The following is a 15,849-nucleotide window of genomic DNA, read 5'->3' as shown; positions in this document are numbered from 1 at the left end:
CTTTTCATTCAATGTCTTGAAACACAATTTCGACACAAACCCGCGATATGCTCGGTGCCATGGAGCCAGATCAACAGCGGCAGCACCACGATCCTCACGATCCCGAGGACCGTGCCAGCGCGCCCTCTTCCTCCGCTCATCCAGGCACCTCTGAACCTGTGAATTCCCCGGAAAGCATCCCAGGCGCGCAGGTTCCCGCCGAGAACCCGAGGCTCGCCGAGCATGGTTCGTGGACGCAGCGGCTGAGCGCCAGCGTGGCCAAATTGTTCAGCACTCCAGCACGCACCGCAGCCCTCGGCGAGGAACCAGAGCACCATTCAGAAGAAACCTTCGACCCCTTCCCTGCCTTGCATCCCATTTCCATGGGCTTCTTGGCCACCATCGGTGTCGGGCTGGCTCTGGGCGGCTACTACGTCCTAACCAACGTGGGTTCGCTGCTGACCTGGATTGCCATCGCGTTGTTCATTGCCCTGGGCTTGGATCCGGTGGTCCGGTTCCTGATGCGCCGCGGACTGTCACGGCCGCTGGCGGTGGTCGCCACGATGGTTGGCATGTTGGCGGTCTTTGGCGGCTTCATGGCGCTGATCATTCCTACGCTGGTCAACCAGATCACCACCTTCATTACCCGGGCGCCGGACATCGTGGCTGATTTCCTGAACAGCGAATGGGTCTTGGAAATTGATCAGCAATATGCCCTGTCCGAGCGCGTGACCACCGAAGTGAATCGATTCTTCGGAGATTCCGGTGCGGTGACCAATGTCTTTGGCGGCGTTTTGGGCGTCTCCCAAACCGTGGCCCAGTCGATGTTCGGTGTGCTGATCGTCTTGGTCCTTGCCATCTACTTCCTGGCTTCGTTGCCCGGCATGATGGGATTCTCCATTCGCCTGGCACCGCGCTCCAAGCGCGCGCGAGTCGCTGAGCTAGCCGAACGCATTACCCGTTCGGTGGGCAACTACGTGATGGGCCAGGCGACCGTGGCGATTTTGAACTCGCTCGTTGCCTTGCTGCTCATGACCATTCTCGGTGTTCCGTTCACCGCGCTGCTGACCCTCCTGGTCGCGCTGCTGGCGTTCATTCCGCTGGTTGGCGGAGTGATTGCCGGAATCCTGGTCACCTTGGTGACCTTGTCCCTGGGCTGGCAGACCGCCCTGATCTACGCCATCTGCTACTTCGGCTACCTGCAGGTCGAGGCCTACTTCGTTTCTCCGCGCATCATGCGCCGCGCGGTGGCGGTTCCCGGCGCTGTTGCGGTGATCTCGGTGATCGCCGGTGGCACCCTGGCCGGAGTCACCGGCGCCTTGATGGCGATCCCGGTCGCGGCCAGCGCCATGATCCTGCTGCGCGAAGTGTTCATTGCGCGCCAAGACCGCCGCTAGCTCGCTGCTAATAGCGGTAGGAACGGGTGTCCCAGCAGTGCGGGTGCCAATGGCGTCGTGCCGAAGCGGCTGCGTCATCGCCGGACCAATGATCGGCCCGCCACGCGACAACATGCCCTACCCCAACGCCGATCTGCCGATTGCAGCCAGGGCAGGTGTAGACCTTATTGGCATTCAGCGGGGCGATCCTGCGCACATGCCACTGCCCATCGGGCGCATCCTGCAGCCGCACCACGCCGAAGCGCGCTCGCTGCAACCAGTCGTCGGCACCGGCTTCATATTCTGATTCTTCGTCATGATTCCGCGCCTTGCCGGGGCGGGAACTCTTCGAACGGCGCGGACGGTTTGAACGTGGCATGTCATTAATCATGCCGTATCTCCCCGCGCATCACGCAACCAGCTAGTAAAGTGTGTGAGGTGCGTTTAGTGGTTGCAAAGTGTTCAGTAGATTACGAGGGCCGTCTTCGAGCCCACCTTCCGTTGGCGACCCGCCTGGTGATGGTCAAGGCCGATGGCTCGGTCCTCATCCACTCCGACGGCGGCAGCTACAAGCCCCTGAACTGGATGAACCCGCCGCTGACCCTTCATGAGGGAACTCCAGGCGAGGATGCCGCGGCACTGGGCGCCATTTCCACCTGGACGGTGGCCAGCGCCAAGACCGATGACAAGCTGACGATCAACTTCCACAGCTTCGAACACGACTCGGCTCATATCCTGGGGACCGATCCGGGGCTGATCAAGGACGGCGTCGAAGCCGACCTCCAGCGCCTGCTGGCCGAACAGATCGAATTGCTCGGCGACGGCCACAAGCTGATTCGCCGCGAATACATGACCGCGATCGGCCCGGTGGATATCCTGGCCCGCGATGCCGAGGGTGCCACAGTCGCGGTGGAGCTCAAGCGCCGCGGGGACATCGATGGCGTCGAACAGCTGACCCGCTACCTCGATCTGCTCAACCGCGATCCGCTGCTGAAGCCGGTGACCGGAATCTTTGCCGCGCAGCAGATCAAGCCGCAGGCCCGCACCCTGGCCGAGGATCGCGGAATTCGCTGCCTCACTTTGGATTATGACGCGATGCGCGGTGTCGATGACTCCGCCGGGCGCCTCTTCTAGCCCCAGCATCCACCTTCGGGCTTTTCACTGCTAATCTGTTCAGCACCATTACCTGCAACTCTGGTGCCGAACGGAACCAGCAGTCCCGCCCAGGAGGAACCTTGGATCCGCTGACAGCTTCGCTCATGGCCATTGGCAGCGGTTCCGCCGCGGGCCTGCGCCCTTATTTCACGGTCCTTGCACTGGGCCTTGCCGGACTGCTGATTCCTGACACCGCTCCGCAGTGGCTCGCGTCCACGGCCGATCAGATTCCCGAGTCCATCACCAATCCCTGGGTTCTGGGGATCTGCGCGGTGCTCTCCATCGGCGAGGCGGGCCTGGACAAGATCCCATTCATCAACGTGTCCATGGAAACCGTCTCGGTATGGCTGCGCCCGGTCTTCGGCGCCCTGGTGGGCGTGGGGCTCGGCGCCAATTCCAGCGTTGAGGTTGCGGTGCTGACCGGGTTGCTCGGAGCCGGATCGGCGCTTTCCGTGAGCCTGGGCAAGTCATCAGTGACTGCGGCCAGCAATGTGGTGCCGGAACCCATCACCCAATGGGTTCGAAGCCTGATCGAGGATTTCGGCGCGCTGATACTCGTTCTCGCCGCCGTGCTTCTTCCGGTGCTCGCCGCCCTGCTGGGCATCGCAGCCATAGCTATCGGCTTCTTGCTCTACCGGATGTTCCGCAAGGCCTACCGGGCCCTGAAGCAGACGTTCGGCAATGTCTCCGAGGGGCGCCAAGCTGCCAGCCACGTGCGCGCATCACATCAGGATCCAGGCCAGTCCCCCGGCGCGATTCACACCTTGCGCCAGCTAGCCGCTGACCCCGGACAAGTCGATTAGAACAAGTGCCTCGCGGCTCAAGAAGGTCATTTTCGCGTGTTCGATGACGCACAGCGTTCTGTCTTCTAAGCTGGGAACATGACATCGACGCGTTACGCCCTTTTCGCCACCCTGATTTCCGATGGACTGAAGGTCACCGATGGCGTACTTGCCGTCGATGGTGATCGCATCATCTTCGCTGGCAACAAAGACGACTTTGCCGCCCGCCCCGACGCAGCCGACTATGAAGTGCGCGAGCTGGCCTCCGGAGCCACCATCATTCCGGGCCTGGTCGATTTGCACAACCATGGTGCCCTGGGTGCGGATTTCTCAGCACCGGATCATTCCAGCATCACCGATGCGCTGGAGTTCCTCCACCGTTCGGGCACGACAACGCTGCTTGCCTCATTGGTCACCGCCGAACCTCGTTCCATGCTCGAAGCGGCCGAACTGCTTGCCGAATTCGCCGAGTCCGGGGCCATCGCAGGCATCCACGCCGAGGGCCCGTTCCTCTCCGAGGCGCGCTGCGGCGCCCAGGACCCCCGATTCCTGCAAAGCCCTGATCCTGACTTCGTCACCGAGCTTGTCGCGGCCAGCCGCGGCCAGTTGCGCACCATGACCTATGCTCCGGAGCTGGAGGGCAGCGAGGAGCTCATCGAGCAGCTGGTCTCCCACGGCGTCATCCCGTCCCTTGGCCATACCAACGCTTCCGCGGAAGTCACCGCTGACTCGCTGCGTTACGCACGCGAAGAGCTGCGCAGCGCTGGCGTGGATGGCTTTACCGAGCGTCCAACCGTCACGCACCTGTTCAACGGCATGCCGCCATTGCATCATCGCGAGCCCGGACCGGTGGCTGCCTGTCTGGAGGAGGCCGCCAACCGCAATGCGTTCGTGGAATTGATCTCCGACGGAGTGCACCTGTCCCCCGATACCGTTCGCATGGTCTACCGCCTGGTCGGTGCCGACAACGTATTGCTGGTGAGCGACTCGATGGCTGCTACAGGACTTGCCGACGGAGAATATTCGCTAGGTCCTCAACAGGTCAACGTGATTGATGCCCAAGCGCGCTTGGCCAGCGACAATTCCCTGGCCGGTGGCACGTCCACGCTCCTGCAGATCCTGCAGCAAGCAGTGGCCGCGGGAGTTCCGCTGGTACAGGCTGTCAGCTCGGCCACGAGCGTGCCGGCATCACTGATCGGTTTAGCCGACGAGGTCGGTTCCCTGCATTACGGATTTGCCGCGGACGCGCTGGTGCTTGACGAGGATCTGCAGCTGGTTCAGACCATCCGCAAGGGCGAATTCCTGTAATTCTGCTCTTATAGCGAGCGACCGCTGTCCAAATCGGCCAGAAGCTCGCATTCTTCGGCCCTGCTCAATCCTGATCGCCGTGGCCGGTCCAGGCTTCGTTCGCCGCCTCCTGTTTCCCGGTACTTCTTGTTGCTCCGTTGCCGGGAGCCGATGTCGTCAATGGGAATCCACAGCGGCAAGGAGCGAGGTCCTGCCCAATAGCTGACGCCCCGCTGCACCAGCCAGTCATCATCGGCAATCACCATCTGTCCGGAATACCCGACCGCTTTTGCCGCGCTGCGCAGGAACTGGGCGAACGGATATGCGGTGCCCACGACGTTGCAGGTTCCAGTCAGCCGTCTGGAGCTCGCCTCAACGATCCATGCAGCGATGTCACGGACGTCGATGACCTGCACGTACCGCGCCTCGGGATCCGGGATAAGTATCCGCTCGTTGCCGGCTCTGGCCATCGCCGTGACCCAGTAAGAAAAGCGGTCGCTTCCGTCCCCCGGCCCGGCGATCAGGCCAGGCCGGGCGATGAGCAGCCGGTTGGCCAGAGCCTGGGTGCTGGCGCGTAACGCAGCGACCTTCGCATGGCCGTAGTGGCTCAAATCGACCGGATCATAAACTTCGGCGTCTTCGGCTTCACCCGGCTGCTCGAGGTTGCTGTAGACCGAGATCGATGAAATCAATATCCAGTGCTTGGCGTTCCCGGACAGCGCATCCAGCGCTCCGGCCACGACCTGTGGATGGTAGGACAGCTCAATGACGTCATCCCAAGGCACATGCTGGACGGCAGCATAAGCATCAGGTTGCGTTCTATCGGCATATATCGCTTTAGCGCCGGGCACTGCATCGCCGGAGTGTCCCCTAGCCAGGCAGGTCACGTCCTTGCCTGCGGCCAACAGTTGCCGGGTGATTTCCCGGCCCAGCCACCCGGTGCCGCCAAGAACCAATATCTTCTCCATGCACACAGTCAACTACCTGATGCGGCTAGCGCCTAGAGTAATCGCCGAGGGCTCAATCGCGGCACCGCTGAGCAAGATTGCCTGGATGCGCCAAAGAGCCGCCGTTACGCAGGTAACGGCGGCTCTTCGTATGCAATTCTAGATCTGCCAGCTTCCGGCAATCGGCCCGGCTTCAAGCCAGGCGGAAAAACCGGTGTAGTCACGGTAGTCCATGGCCAGCAGCAGTTCTTCCCCGTTCCGGGTCAGCATCACCACGATGAATCCTGGCGGAATCCGCGAGGCTTCATCGTCGGTGGCACGACGGGTGCCGGTGATATCCAGGCCTCTGCGCGAGAGCTGGAAACGCGGCACCGGTGAAACAGAGAAAAACCGCAACAGATCTACATGTCCCGGCCCATAACGGCCAATGACCATCATCCATTTCCCCTGGGGAGTCTGGATGGAGGCATCAAAGGTGCCCAGCGTGCGCCGCAATTGAATGCGACGCACAGCCATGGCGCCAAAGAACATGGCGATGCCGATCAGGATCAGCAGCGCGATTAGAACTGGTGCGGTTATCTCAAACAATTCATCGCCTACGCTGCGGTACCAAGCACAGCGTTGTCAGCAACGATCACCACGCGGTCCGATTCAACGGAGAAGAATCCCCCGTCGACCTGAACCGAGAAGCGGGACTCGGAAACCGGTTCGATTTCCAGATCCCCAGCGGCAAGCACCGACAGCATCGGAACGTGACCGGGCAGAACTCCGATCTCGCCGTCTACCGAGCGAGCTTTGACCAGCTTCGCAGCGCCCGACCACACGAAGTGGTCGGCCGCGACGATTTCGACCTGAAGTTCGGCCATGGTTACTTGCTGGCCTTCTGGATCTCAGCCCACTGGCGCTCAACGTCATCAAGACCACCGACGTTGAAGAACGCCTGCTCTGCAATGTGGTCCAGGTCGCCATCGCAAATGGCCTTGAAGCCTTCGATGGTGTCCTTGATGGCAACGGTCGAACCCTCGACACCGGTGAACTGCTTTGCGGTGTAGGTGTTCTGCGACAGGAACTGCTGGATGCGACGTGCGCGGGCAACGACGATCTTGTCCTCTTCGCCCAGTTCGTCGATACCGAGGATCGCGATGATGTCCTGCAGTTCCTTGTTCTTCTGCAGGATCGCCTTCACGCGGATGGCGACATCGTAGTGAGCCTGGCCGATGTACTGCGGATCAAGGATTCGCGAGGTCGAGGTCAGCGGGTCGATTGCTGGGTACAGACCACGGGAAGCGATTTCACGCGACAGTTCGGTGGTTGCATCCAAGTGCGCGAAGGTTGCTGCTGGAGCCGGGTCGGTGTAGTCATCGGCCGGGACGTAAACAGCCTGCATCGAGGTAATCGAGCGGCCCTTCGTCGAGGTGATGCGTTCCTGCAGCAGACCCATTTCATCGGCCAAGTTCGGCTGGTAACCCACGGCGGAAGGCATGCGGCCCAGAAGGGTCGACACCTCGGAACCGGCCTGGGTGAAGCGGAAGATGTTGTCGATGAACAGCAGCACGTCCTGGTTCTGGACATCGCGGAAGTATTCCGCCATGGTCAGTGCGGACAGTGCCACGCGCAGACGGGTTCCTGGTGGCTCATCCATCTGGCCGAACACCAAGGCGGTGTCCTTCAGAACGTTGGCCTCATCCATTTCGACCCAGAGGTCGTTGCCTTCACGGGTGCGCTCGCCCACACCGGCGAATACCGAAGTACCACCGAAGTTACGTGCCACACGGGTGATCATTTCCTGGATCAGAACGGTCTTGCCAACACCAGCGCCGCCGAACAGGCCGATCTTTCCACCCTTGATGTATGGGGTGAGAAGGTCGATCGACTTGATGCCGGTTTCCAGCATCTCGGTCGAGCCTTCGAGTTCGGAGAACTTCGGTGGCTGGCGGTGGATTGGCCAGCGCTCGGTGACCTGGATCTCCGAGTTGTCAACGTCCAGGGCGTCGCCCAATACGTTGAAGATGTGGCCCTTGACGCCGTCGCCTACTGGGACGGAGATAGCAGCGCCGGTGTCCTTCACAGAGGTGCCGCGAACCAGGCCGTCGGTGGCCTGCAGCGATACCGCGCGAACCAGGCCCTCACCGAGGTGCTGGCTGGTTTCGAAGGTAACGGTCTTGGTTTCGCCGTTGAGGGTCAGCTCAGCGGTCAGTGCGTTGTAGATAGCAGGCAGTGCATCGGCTGGGAACTCGACGTCCACGACCGGGCCAGTCACGCGCGCGATGCGACCGATGGCCCCTGCGGTAACCTGCTCGTTGAGTTGGGCAGTCATCTTTCTCACTTCTTGTCTGGTCGGAGTCTTGGGAAATTAGCTGTTCAGCGCGTCGGCGCCGGCGATGATTTCCGAAAGCTCCTGGGTGATTTCAGCCTGACGGGCATTGTTAAGCAATCGTGTGTACTTCTTGATCAGTTCGCCTGCGTTGTCGCCTGCGGCCTTCATTGCCCGCTGGCGTGCAGCAAGCTCGGAGGCTGCGGACTGCAGCTGGCAGTTGAACAGTCGAGACTCGATGTACCGAGGAAGCAGCGCGTCAAGCACTTCTTCCGCCGATGGCTCAAACTCGTACAGTGGCAACAGCTCGTCGGTTGGAGTCTCGGATTCATCCTCGACAACCTCCAACGGCAACAGACGGATGACCGTCGGTTCCTGCGTGACCATCGACTTGAACTGGGTGTAAACGACGTGAATTTCTTCGACGCCACCCTCTTCGAAATCGGTGTTGAAGTCCTCTAGGAGGACGTCGCGCAGCTCGTGTGCGGTTTCGAAACGCGGGGAATCAGTTTCCCCGGTCCACACTCTTGCGTACTCGCGTGAACGGAAATCAAAGTAAGCCTGTGCCTTGCGGCCGACCAAGTAGGTCTTAACTTCTTTGCCTTCTTCACGCAGGAGTTCCACGAGGTGCTCTGCCTGCTTCAGAACGCTGGCGGAGTAGGACCCGGCAAGTCCTCGGTCCGAAGTCATCACCAAGACCGCGGCACGGCGTACCTGCGCCGGCTCGGTGGTCAGTGGGTGTTCAACATCGGCCTGGGACGAGACGGCGGTTACTGCACGGGTAATCGCATTGGCGTATGGCAGTGATGCCGCGACACGCGTACGTGCCTTGCCAATGCGGGATGCAGCGATCAGTTCCATCGCCTTGAAGATCTTGCGCATCGACTTGGTCGATCCGATCTTCTGGCGGTAGACCCGAATCTGGGCTCCCATGTGTGTCCTTTCCTTATTCCTACTGCGGGGGTGCGGCGCCGTTACCGGCGCCGCTCCCCCTCAGCAAGGAATGTGTCAGCGCTTCTGCTTGACGATCTGTTCCTGGTCAACGGACTCGGCGTTCAGAGCGTCGTGCTCTTCGTGGCCAGCGGCAACCAGCTGATCGCTGCCTGCACCGAAGAAGCCTGCCTTGAAGTCGGCGATGCCGGACTTCATGGCTTCCAAGGTCTCGTTCTCCAGCTTGCCGGTCTGGCCGATAACGGTCAGAACGTCGGTGCGGTGACGCAGGTAGTCGATGAACTCAGCTTCGAAGCGGCGTACGTCCTCAACCGGGACATCGTCCAGGTAACCGTTGGTGCCGGCCCAGATCGAAACGACCTGATCCTCAACAGCGTATGGGGTGTACTGGCCCTGCTTGAGCAGTTCCATCAGGCGTGCACCACGGGTCAGCTGCTGCTTGGAAGCGGCATCCAGATCCGAAGCGAACATGGCGAATGCCTGCATGTCGCGGTACTGAGCCAATTCAAGCTTCAAAGTACCGGAGACCTTCTTCATGGCCTTGACCTGTGCCGAACCACCAACGCGGGATACCGAGATACCCACGTCGACAGCTGGACGCTGGTTGGCGTTGAACAGGTCCGACTGCAAGAAGATCTGGCCGTCGGTGATCGAGATAACGTTGGTCGGGATGAACGCGCCCACGTCGTTTGCCTTGGTCTCGATGATTGGAAGACCAGTCATCGAACCTGCACCGAGCTCGTCCGACAGCTTGGCGCAACGCTCAAGCAGGCGGGAGTGCAGGTAGAAGACGTCACCTGGGTATGCTTCGCGTCCTGGCGGACGGCGCAGCAGCAGCGACACGGCGCGGTAAGCTTCAGCCTGCTTGGACAGATCATCAAAGACGATCAGAACGTGCTTGCCACCGTACATCCAGTGCTGGCCGATAGCCGAGCCTGCGTATGGTGCCAAGTACTTGAAGCCTGCTGGGTCAGATGCTGGGGAAGCCACGATGGTGGTGTATTCCAGTGCACCCTGCTCTTCGAGGGTCTGGCGTACGGCAGCGATGGTCGATGCCTTCTGGCCGATTGCCACGTAGACGCAGCGAACCTGCTTGGTCTCGTCGCCCGTTGCCCAGTTATCACGCTGGTTCAAGATGGTGTCAACCGCGATGGCGGTCTTACCGGTCTGGCGGTCGCCAATGATCAGCTGACGCTGGCCACGGCCGATCGGGATCATGGCGTCGATAGCCTTCAGACCGGTCTGCATTGGTTCGTGAACGCTCTTGCGCTGGGTCACGCCTGGTGCCTGGAGTTCCAGGGCACGGCGGCCCTCGGACTCGATTGGGCCAAGGTTATCCATTGGCTCGCCCAGTGGGTCAACAACGCGGCCGAGGTAGCCGTCGCCGACTGGAACCGAAAGGATCTCGCCGGTGCGCTCTACCTTCTGGCCGTCTTCGATGCCGGTGAAGTCACCAAGCACAACGACACCGATTTCACGGGTATCGAGGTTCTGGGCCAGGCCCAGGGTGCCATCTTCGAACTTCAGCAACTCGTTGGCCATAACGGAAGGAAGACCTTCCACTCTGGCGATGCCGTCGCTCGCGGCGACGACGCGTCCCACCTCGGTGCGCTCTGCCTTACCCGGTTCGTAGGAAGATGCGAACTCGTTTAGGGCATTGCGGACGTCGTTGGCATTGATGGTCAAATCGGCCATCTGCAGTCCCTGCTCTCCTAAATTGTGATCCACCCTCAAGAATGGTGGATCGATGTGAATGAAGTCTGTGTTGGTCCCGGCGAACCGGAACTTTTGCCAGGAGGCTAGCTCCTGGCAAAAGTCCTAGCTAGCCAGTGCGCGGCGCAAATCGGCCACGCGCGATGCCACGGAAGCGTCGACAACTTCGTCGCCAACCTTTACTACCAGTCCACCGACCAGCGATGGGTCGATAGCGGTGTTGAGCTTGAGCTGACGACCGTATAGCTTGTTCAGGCTGGTCTCCAGGCGCGAACGCTGAGCCTCGGAAAGCTCCACCGTGCTGGTCACCGAAGCGATCCAGCGCTGTTGGCGCTTAGCGACAAGTTCAACAAAACGCTCAACCAGGGTTGCCGGCTTCAAACCGCGTGGGTTCGAAACTGCCTGGGAGATCAAAACCTGCGAGGTCTGCGACGCGTTAGGCACAAGCTTGAGCGCAAGAGCGCGCTTAGCTTCAACTGGGGCCTGTGCATCATCCAACGCACGCTGCAGTTCGTGGTTGCCACGAACTACCTCGATGAAGGAGAACAGATCCTGCTCCAGCTTGTTCAGCCCTGAAGCGCCGTCCTGCTGTTCAGCCACTGCGGTCACCGCAGTAACTGCCAGCGTTTCGAGCGCATCGCTAATGTCGCGTTCCGAGCTCCAGCGGGTTGAAGCCAACTGGGCAACGGTGTCCTCGGCGTCAGCCGAGACCTTTCCGCGCAACAGCTGGGCCAGAAGGCCTGCCTTTTCGGCATCTTCACGGGCTGGATCAGTCAATGCTCGGCGAAGACCGGCATTTGCATCCAGTACTTCCAGGACCGCGAACAGTTCCTTTGGCAGCTCAATAGATGCCAGTGCCAACTTGGGTTCCAAGAACTCCAAGGCCTTTGCCAATGACTCGCTCGATACACTTGCCATTAGTTCGATGCACCTGCGTTCTGCTGAGCTTCCAAATCGTTCAGGAACTGATCAACCACGCGCTGTGCACGGGCATCGTCCTTCAGAGCTTCGTCAACAACCTTGCTTGCAAGCTCGGTGGCCAAGGTGCCCACGTCGGTGCGAAGCGAGGACAGAGCAGCTGCGCGCTCTGCCTGGATCTGACGCTGAGCCTGCTCGCTGATGCGAGTAGCCTCGTCGGTTGCTTTGGTCTTCAGATCTTCGAGGATCTGAGCGCCTTCGCTGCGAGCTTCCTCGCGGATGCGGTTTGCTTCGGTGCGTGCTTCCAGAAGCTGGGCCTTGTACTGCGCCAAGGTCTCCTCTGCTTCCTTCTGCGCTGCCTCTGCCTTCTCAAGACCACCTTCGATCGCGGTGACGCGATCTTCATAGGCCTGCTCGAACTTAGGAGCGATGACCTTGATGACGATGAAAAGGAGAACCGCGAAGCCAACGCCCGTGACGAGAATTTCCCACGGGTTCGGCATCAGCGGATTGACCGATTCTTCCGCAGCGAGGATGAAGTCAGTGCTATTCATTCTCACCATTCCTTATCTATTAGTTTCCACTTGTGTGTATGCCTCGCGATAGTGGCGAGGCCACTACAGCCGGGAAGGACTTACTTGATAACGAAGGCGAAAACCAGGCCAAGGATGGCCAGTGCTTCAGCAAGTGCGAAGCCGAGCATTGCGATTGGCTGCAGGATGCGCTGTGCTTCTGGCTGACGTGCAACGCCGTTGATGTACGCAGCGAAGATCAAGCCCACGCCGATTGCCGAACCAATTGCTGCCAGACCGTAACCGATCATGTTCAGGGAGCCGCTCATGCGAATTTTCCTTTCAAGATACCGGCTTCTTGCCGGTAGGTTGTGAGGTTTTCCTTGAATGCTTCAAGGAAGAACTTTTGGGATTTAGTAAATAAGAAATGGCCTAGTGGGCGTCAGCTTCAATTGCACCCTGGATGTAGATCGCGGTCAGCAGCGTAAACACGAACGCCTGCAGAACCATGATCAACAATTCGAGGAAGTACATAGCCACGGAACCGGCGATTACCAGAACACCAACACCATTCAGTGCCAGCGAATCCTGTACGACGATCAAGTGGCGTGCACCTGAAGCAGCCAGCATCACAATGATATGGCCTGCCAGCATCGTTGCCATCAGACGCAGCGAGTGCGTCAGCGGGCGAACAATGAAGTTAGAAATGATTTCCAACGGCACCAGCAGAATCAACATCACTGGGCTGACACCGGCTGGGGTGACAGCTAGCTTGAAGAAGCGGATACCGTGGTTCTTCAGACCTACAGCAATCCAGGTGCCGTAGATGATGATGGCCATCGCGTATGCAGAACCAGCGTGTGAGAACGATGGAAGCTGCAAGAACGGAATCGCGCCGAAGAGGTTGTTGAGCAGTACGAAGAAGAAAGTCGCGAACAGCAGCGGAATCCAAGGGCGGAAGTTCTTCTCGCCGATGATGTCGCGGCCGATGCCGTTACGCACGAAGGCGTAACCGGATTCAGCGAGGTACTGCATCTTGCCTGGAACCAGCTTCGGGTTCTTGATGGCCGTGGTGAAGAACCAAGAGATGAGCGCGATCGACAAAACGATCATGAGCATCTGCTTGCCGAAACCGGTGCCGTACTCAGCTGCCCAAGGGAAAATCTCTGGGAGGTGGGTATCGGACACCGATGGCGGAATGAAGCCGCCTTCTTCTGAGGCCATTGGGAGCGCAAACGCGAACAACGCGCTGTCCTCTCTGCAGTAACGGTCACGGGCAAAAGGCGGTGACTGGCGGAAACTGCCTCTCACCGTGTGAAGAAAAGATCAAACGGGGATCCCATCTCAGCTGTTGCCGGAGGCATCAACCCTGATGAGGTGCCACCTGCAGGTTTCCCTGCAAGCGCATTTGTATCCAGCCTCACGCAATTGAGCGCTCAGCTAAAAATGACCCGTAGTAAGCTTATCAAACTCACAGCATCCTTCCGACACGTTCGCCGGCCGGTACTCCCTAGTCCTCGTTGTAGATTGCCAGCCGGGCCTTCATGAAGGCCCTGACTTCACCAACCTGCCAGGCAACGAGTGAGATTGCTGCTGCAAGAACGAATCCCTGGCGATTCACCCATTCGGGCAAACCCAGGATCAACAACACGAAGGCGATACCAAAAACCTTGATGACATATGCGCCCAAAAACGCAGGCATAGCCCACGTGCGGCGAATCCGTCCCGCAGCTTCGGCGACCAAAATGCCAATGGCAAAGAAGCCAATGACCACCCCGGCAGCTAATGCACCCGACAGTGCGTAACGAAGATCGGCGATCAACCACGAAATCAGGAAAAATGCGGCCGTCGCGATCAGCGAATACACCAGTGACAAAGCCAGAATCGGCAACCAGATGGATTTCGGAGCTGACGAAGTACTGACGCGGGCAGAACTGGAAGTCACGTCCGCAACCTTTCTTCGTCAAATCCGAGGGACCATCGTGTACCCACGATGCTGATGAAACTTGAAACTTCCGCTCACCCAAAAGAGCTCCCGGAAGAAGATCCACTCTGAATTCTACACGAGATAGAAAGACTTTGCTCGTGGATTACTTGACCAATTGGTAAAGCTACTCGCTGCCTAGCCGCGTGCGCAGCGCGCCAACGCGTCGAACCACCAGTGGCCACCATGTTCCGATGGCCGCGGCCAAGAAGAGAACCAAGGCCAATGGGATCACCAGGACGACCGGAATGAAGGCGATGGACACCACTGACACAGCGATCACCGCCGCCCACAGGTAGAGCAAGATCACTGCGCGGCGCACCGAGTGGCCTTGGGCCAGCATCCGGTGATGGATGTGCTTCGAGTCCGGCGAAAAGGGTGAGCGCTTGTTGGCCAGCCGGCGGAAGACCGAGAGTACAAGGTCTAGTACTGGTAGGAAGACGATGACCATTGGCAGGAGCATCGGCATGTACGCAGGGATGTTGCGGAAGCGGCGGGCTTCGAGCCCCTGCACATCGCCGGTGACGGCAATGGCGGAGACCGAAAGGATCAAGCCGATGGCCAGCACCCCGGTCTCCCCCATGAAGATGTTCGCAGGGTTGAAGTTGTGCGGAAGGAATCCCAGGCAGGCGCCGAGCAGCAACGCGCAGAGCAGGGCTCCGAGGTTCGCATAGTCGTCGGCGCTCACATGGGTCGCCAGCACATAGGAGTAGACGAAGAAGGTCGCCGCGCCGATGGCCGCCAGGCCGGCTGCCAGCCCGTCCAGCCCATCGGAGAAGTTGATCGCATTCATCGTCAGGACAACCAAGAAGATCGTGACTACAACCTGCAGCCATTGTTCATCGATGCGCCAGGAGCCCACGGGCAGCGATTGGATCAGAACCCCGTGGGTGGCCATCAGCCAGCCAATCAGGATCTGCCCCAAGAGCTTGATCCACCAGCGCAGATCGAACATGTCATCGGCCAGGCCCAGGATCACGATGACCAGCAACGCCAGGCACAGTCCTTGGATGGCCTGCCCGCCGAAAACGCCGCGGAAGAAGTGGAAGTTGCTGGCCAGCCAAATGCCCATCGCGAAGGAAGCGATCATAGCGACGCCACCGAATTTCACGATGGGCGCCCGGTGCTGATCGCGTTCGCGCAGCATCTGGTTAGCGGTGAAACGCTCCCCCAGGGAACGAACCATTGGGGTCAGCAGATACGAAGCTGTGAAGCTGAAGGCGATAAGCAGCAGGTATATTCTCATGCGTCCAGACCTGGGGCATCCTGTCCCAAGTCGAGCACTTCGGGGACGACCACGCGCAGTTCCTCGATGGAGATAGCACCTGAGCGGACGACCTTGAGGTGTTCGCCGGTGCAATCGATAATCGTCGATGGCAAGGTGTCCTCCGCGCTCTCGCCGCGCGAACCGCCGTCGAGATATACGTCGACGGATTCGCCCAGCTGCTCCATGGCCGAATCAACGTCCAGGGCTGCCGGTTGTCCGGTGCGGTTGGCCGACGAGACAGCCAGCGGACCGGTTTCGCGCAGCAGTTCCAAGGCGGTGTCATCATTGGGCACGCGCAGGCCCACCGTTCCCCGGGTCTCCCCCAGGTCCCAGGTCAGCGAAGGCTGCGCCTGCAGGATCAGCGTCAGGCCGCCGGGCCAAAAAGCCTCGGCGAGCTTGCGTGCGGCATCAGGAATGTCGCGAGCCAACCCATCCATGGTGGCGGTTTGCGCGATGAGGACCGGTGGCGGCATTGTGCGGCCGCGTCCCTTGGCGGCCAGCAGCATGGCTACGCCCTGGGCGCTGAAGGCGTCGGCTCCGATCCCGTAGACAGTATCGGTGGGCAAAACGATGCATCGTCTGTCCGCCAGGGCAGCTTTGGCTGCGGTGATGCCCGCTGCGTGTTCCTGCTCGTTGCTTACCAAAAATCTTGTGCTCACGGGAT

At 60.0% G+C, this 15,849-nt stretch carries 18 protein-coding genes; 4 read left to right on the top strand and 14 right to left on the bottom strand.

Going from position 1 to position 15,849, the window contains the following annotated elements; genetic code table 11:
- The first annotated feature begins 59 nt into the window (after positions 1-59).
- On the top strand, positions 60-1,376 hold the full coding sequence (locus D3791_RS14495) for an AI-2E family transporter (protein WP_172512600.1): 1,317 nt from the start codon (positions 60-62) through the stop codon (positions 1,374-1,376).
- Positions 1,377-1,383: 7 nt separating this feature from the next.
- Here the strand turns inward: D3791_RS14495 and D3791_RS14490 are convergent, their stop codons facing one another.
- Entirely contained in the window at positions 1,384-1,734 is a 351-nt protein-coding gene (locus D3791_RS14490; protein ID WP_082689299.1) for a hypothetical protein, read from the bottom strand.
- A gap of 59 nt (positions 1,735-1,793) precedes the next feature.
- Between D3791_RS14490 and nucS the strand changes: the two genes are divergently transcribed.
- The 3 genes from nucS to D3791_RS14475 all read left to right on the top strand — a co-directional run bounded on the left by nucS (position 1,794) and on the right by D3791_RS14475 (position 4,600).
- The gene (gene nucS, locus D3791_RS14485) at positions 1,794-2,489 is read left to right on the top strand and encodes an endonuclease NucS (RefSeq protein WP_172512599.1); all 696 of its coding nucleotides are present in this window, start codon (positions 1,794-1,796) and stop codon (positions 2,487-2,489) included.
- Between the two features lie 101 nt (positions 2,490-2,590).
- On the top strand, positions 2,591-3,313 hold the full coding sequence (locus D3791_RS14480; protein ID WP_172512598.1) for a DUF4126 domain-containing protein: 723 nt from the start codon (positions 2,591-2,593) through the stop codon (positions 3,311-3,313).
- A gap of 78 nt (positions 3,314-3,391) precedes the next feature.
- The gene (locus D3791_RS14475) at positions 3,392-4,600 is read left to right on the top strand and encodes an N-acetylglucosamine-6-phosphate deacetylase (RefSeq protein WP_022876330.1); all 1,209 of its coding nucleotides are present in this window, start codon (positions 3,392-3,394) and stop codon (positions 4,598-4,600) included.
- A gap of 8 nt (positions 4,601-4,608) precedes the next feature.
- On the opposite strand, the gene D3791_RS14470 is transcribed toward D3791_RS14475, so the two are convergent.
- From D3791_RS14470 to D3791_RS14410, 13 genes are all read right to left on the bottom strand, one after another.
- A complete protein-coding gene (locus tag D3791_RS14470) occupies positions 4,609-5,547 on the bottom strand; it encodes an NAD-dependent epimerase/dehydratase family protein (protein WP_172512597.1) in 939 nt (312 codons plus the stop codon).
- A gap of 138 nt (positions 5,548-5,685) precedes the next feature.
- A complete protein-coding gene (locus D3791_RS14465; protein WP_022876331.1) occupies positions 5,686-6,114 on the bottom strand; it encodes a DUF2550 domain-containing protein in 429 nt (142 codons plus the stop codon).
- An 8-nt stretch (positions 6,115-6,122) separates the two neighbouring features.
- Positions 6,123-6,392 (bottom strand): F0F1 ATP synthase subunit epsilon, encoded by a 270-nt coding sequence (locus D3791_RS14460; RefSeq protein WP_022876332.1) that lies wholly within the window; start codon positions 6,390-6,392, stop codon positions 6,123-6,125.
- A gap of 2 nt (positions 6,393-6,394) precedes the next feature.
- A complete protein-coding gene (gene atpD, locus D3791_RS14455; RefSeq protein WP_022876333.1) occupies positions 6,395-7,843 on the bottom strand; it encodes a F0F1 ATP synthase subunit beta in 1,449 nt (482 codons plus the stop codon).
- Between the two features lie 36 nt (positions 7,844-7,879).
- Positions 7,880-8,773 carry a F0F1 ATP synthase subunit gamma gene (locus tag D3791_RS14450; RefSeq protein ID WP_022876334.1) on the bottom strand — a complete coding sequence of 298 codons (894 nt, stop codon included), beginning with the start codon at positions 8,771-8,773 and terminating at the stop codon, positions 7,880-7,882.
- Between the two features lie 75 nt (positions 8,774-8,848).
- Positions 8,849-10,486 carry a F0F1 ATP synthase subunit alpha gene (gene atpA, locus D3791_RS14445; RefSeq protein ID WP_172512596.1) on the bottom strand — a complete coding sequence of 546 codons (1,638 nt, stop codon included), beginning with the start codon at positions 10,484-10,486 and terminating at the stop codon, positions 8,849-8,851.
- A 123-nt stretch (positions 10,487-10,609) separates the two neighbouring features.
- Positions 10,610-11,422, bottom strand: a complete 813-nt coding sequence (locus tag D3791_RS14440) for a F0F1 ATP synthase subunit delta (RefSeq protein ID WP_022876336.1) — start codon at positions 11,420-11,422, stop codon at positions 10,610-10,612.
- Positions 11,422-11,976, bottom strand: coding sequence for a F0F1 ATP synthase subunit B (locus tag D3791_RS14435; protein WP_022876337.1), 555 nt, complete (start codon positions 11,974-11,976; stop codon positions 11,422-11,424). Before D3791_RS14435 ends, D3791_RS14440 begins: the two co-directional genes overlap by 1 nt.
- An 80-nt stretch (positions 11,977-12,056) precedes the next feature.
- Positions 12,057-12,269, bottom strand: a complete 213-nt coding sequence (locus D3791_RS14430) for an ATP synthase subunit C (RefSeq protein WP_028268761.1) — start codon at positions 12,267-12,269, stop codon at positions 12,057-12,059.
- Between the two features lie 97 nt (positions 12,270-12,366).
- A complete protein-coding gene (gene atpB / locus D3791_RS14425) occupies positions 12,367-13,158 on the bottom strand; it encodes a F0F1 ATP synthase subunit A (protein ID WP_081638167.1) in 792 nt (263 codons plus the stop codon).
- A gap of 286 nt (positions 13,159-13,444) precedes the next feature.
- Positions 13,445-13,879, bottom strand: coding sequence for a hypothetical protein (locus D3791_RS14420; protein WP_172512595.1), 435 nt, complete (start codon positions 13,877-13,879; stop codon positions 13,445-13,447).
- A gap of 166 nt (positions 13,880-14,045) precedes the next feature.
- Positions 14,046-15,164, bottom strand: coding sequence for an MraY family glycosyltransferase (locus tag D3791_RS14415; protein ID WP_172512594.1), 1,119 nt, complete (start codon positions 15,162-15,164; stop codon positions 14,046-14,048).
- Positions 15,161-15,844: an L-threonylcarbamoyladenylate synthase gene (locus D3791_RS14410; RefSeq protein ID WP_022876342.1), complete on the bottom strand. Its 684-nt coding sequence runs from the start codon at positions 15,842-15,844 to the stop codon at positions 15,161-15,163. Before D3791_RS14410 ends, D3791_RS14415 begins: the two co-directional genes overlap by 4 nt.
- Positions 15,845-15,849 lie beyond the last annotated feature (5 nt).

The sequence above is a fragment of the Glutamicibacter mishrai genome (assembly GCF_012221945.1).
GTDB lineage: Bacteria > Actinomycetota > Actinomycetes > Actinomycetales > Micrococcaceae > Glutamicibacter > Glutamicibacter mishrai.
Note: the sequence above shows the minus strand (reverse complement) of the source record. Positions and strands in the feature narration are given on the sequence as shown.

Coding starts and splice junctions, on each gene's coding strand:
- D3791_RS14495 (WP_172512600.1), top strand. CDS start 60: ATGGAGCCAGATCAACAGCGGCAGCACCACGATCCTCACGATCCCGAG.
- D3791_RS14490 (WP_082689299.1), bottom strand. CDS start 1,734: ATGCCACGTTCAAACCGTCCGCGCCGTTCGAAGAGTTCCCGCCCCGGC.
- D3791_RS14475 (WP_022876330.1), top strand. CDS start 3,392: ATGACATCGACGCGTTACGCCCTTTTCGCCACCCTGATTTCCGATGGA.
- D3791_RS14470 (WP_172512597.1), bottom strand. CDS start 5,547: ATGGAGAAGATATTGGTTCTTGGCGGCACCGGGTGGCTGGGCCGGGAA.
- D3791_RS14460 (WP_022876332.1), bottom strand. CDS start 6,392: ATGGCCGAACTTCAGGTCGAAATCGTCGCGGCCGACCACTTCGTGTGG.
- atpD (WP_022876333.1), bottom strand. CDS start 7,843: ATGACTGCCCAACTCAACGAGCAGGTTACCGCAGGGGCCATCGGTCGC.
- D3791_RS14450 (WP_022876334.1), bottom strand. CDS start 8,773: ATGGGAGCCCAGATTCGGGTCTACCGCCAGAAGATCGGATCGACCAAG.
- atpA (WP_172512596.1), bottom strand. CDS start 10,486: ATGGCCGATTTGACCATCAATGCCAACGACGTCCGCAATGCCCTAAAC.
- D3791_RS14440 (WP_022876336.1), bottom strand. CDS start 11,422: ATGGCAAGTGTATCGAGCGAGTCATTGGCAAAGGCCTTGGAGTTCTTG.
- D3791_RS14435 (WP_022876337.1), bottom strand. CDS start 11,976: ATGAATAGCACTGACTTCATCCTCGCTGCGGAAGAATCGGTCAATCCG.
- atpB (WP_081638167.1), bottom strand. CDS start 13,158: ATGGCCTCAGAAGAAGGCGGCTTCATTCCGCCATCGGTGTCCGATACC.
- D3791_RS14415 (WP_172512594.1), bottom strand. CDS start 15,164: ATGAGAATATACCTGCTGCTTATCGCCTTCAGCTTCACAGCTTCGTAT.